Origin of the sequence: Streptomyces griseorubiginosus (genome assembly GCF_017614965.1) — a bacterium.
GTDB lineage: Bacteria > Actinomycetota > Actinomycetes > Streptomycetales > Streptomycetaceae > Streptomyces > Streptomyces griseorubiginosus_B.
In genome coordinates this window covers 1-1,656 of the sequence record NZ_WVUG01000623.1, presented here as the reverse complement: position 1 = coordinate 1,656, position 1,656 = coordinate 1, and the positions used below count along the sequence as shown (strand labels likewise).

At 72.3% G+C, this 1,656-nt stretch carries 2 protein-coding genes; both read right to left on the bottom strand.

Translation table 11 applies throughout. From position 1 onward, the window contains the following. The coding region (locus tag GRC12_RS44260; RefSeq protein ID WP_244374705.1) for an amidase family protein at window positions 1-637 on the bottom strand (637 nt) is incomplete at its 3' end. A gap of 35 nt (window positions 638-672) precedes the next feature. Continuing rightward, on the bottom strand, window positions 673-1,656 hold a 984-nt coding region (locus tag GRC12_RS44255), incomplete at its 5' end, for a carboxyltransferase domain-containing protein (RefSeq protein WP_208786067.1).

The window sequence follows — 1,656 nt, the reverse complement described above, 5'->3', positions numbered from 1 at the left end:
GTGGGGAGGCCATGAAGGACAGGGCCTGTTCGGCCTCCGGGAGGGTGCGGGCGAAGACCGTCACGCAGTCGATGGAGGCGCAGGCGGGGACCACGCCCTCCGTGGGGACCAGGCCGCGGGTCGGCTTGAGGCCGACGATGCCGTTGAAGGCGGCCGGGACCCGGCCCGAGCCCGCGGTGTCGGTGCCGAGGGCGAGGTCCACGATGCCGAGGGCCACCGCGACCGCCGAGCCGGAACTGGAGCCGCCGCTGATGCGGGACGGGTCGTGGGCGTTGCGTACGGCGCCGTAGGGGGAGCGGGTGCCCACCAGGCCGGTCGCGAACTGGTCCAGGTTCGTCGTCCCCAGCACGATCGCGCCCGCCGCGCGGAGCCGGGCGACGACCGGGGCGTCGGTCTCCGGGTGGTAGGCGTACGCCGGGCAGCCCGCGGTGGTGGGCAGGCCCGCCACGTCGATGTTGCCCTTGGCGGCGAACAGGCGGCCGGCGAGCGGGAGTCGGGTGCCGGAGGCGGTGCGTGCGTCGATGGCCCGCGCTTCCGCCTCGACCTCGTCCTGCGGGCGCAGGTCGATCCAGATCTCGGGCCGGTCCACGGCCTCGATGCGGGCATAGGCGGCGCGTACTCGGGAGAGAGCGGACATGCTGTGTGCCTCTTTCTGTTCGTCGGCCGGAGCGTTCAGTTCGTCGCCGGGGCCAGGACGAGCAGTGCCGTCCCCGCCTCGACCTGGTCGCCGGGCCGGGCCAGGATCTCCGCCACCACGCCGGCCATCGGCGCGTGCACCCTGGACTCCATCTTCATCGCCTCCAGGGCGAGGAGCGGCTGTCCTGCCGTCACCTCGTCACCGGGCCGCACGTTCAACTGCCAGACGGAGGCTGCGAATTCGGCCTCCACGAGACGTCCTCCGGCCGGGACGGTCACCTCGGCCGGGGAGGCCGCGGGTGCGGAGGCCGCTTCGGCGCGCGCGAACTCGCCGGCCGCCTCCCACGCGTCCCGCTCCGCCGCGAAGGCCGTCTGCTGCCGGTCCCTGAACTCGCGTATGGACTCGGCGTTGTCGGCCAGGAAGGCCTGGTACTCGGCCATTGAGAAGGTGCCCTCCTCGATGCGCGGCACGAAACGGCCGGAGGTGATGTCGGCACGCAGGTCGAGGAGTTCGTCCGCGTCCACCGGATACCACTTGATCCGGTCGAAGAAGCGCAGCAGCCAGGGCGACCCGGGTTCGAACGCGCCGCGCTGCTGCCATCCCGACCACACCTGGGTCGTCCGGCCCACGAACTGGTAGCCGCCGGGGCCCTCCATGCCGTAGATGCACAAGTAGGCGCCGCCGATGCCGACCGAGTTCTCGGCGGTCCAGGTGCGGGCCGGGTTGTACTTCGTGGTCACCAGGCGGTGCCGGGGGTCCAGCGGGGTGGCCACGGGGGCGCCCAAGTAGACGTCTCCCAGGCCGAGTACGAGGTATTCGGCGGCGAAGACCGTGTCGTAGACGTCGTTCACCGACTCCAGGCCGTTGACGCGGCGGATGAACTCGATGTTCCAGGGGCACCAGGGGGCGTCGTCGCGGACGCCAGCCATGTAGCGGGCGATCGCCTCGCGGGTCGCGGGGTCGTCCCAGGAGAGGGGGAGGTGGACGGTGCGGGAGGGGACGACGAGTTCGTCGGTGGG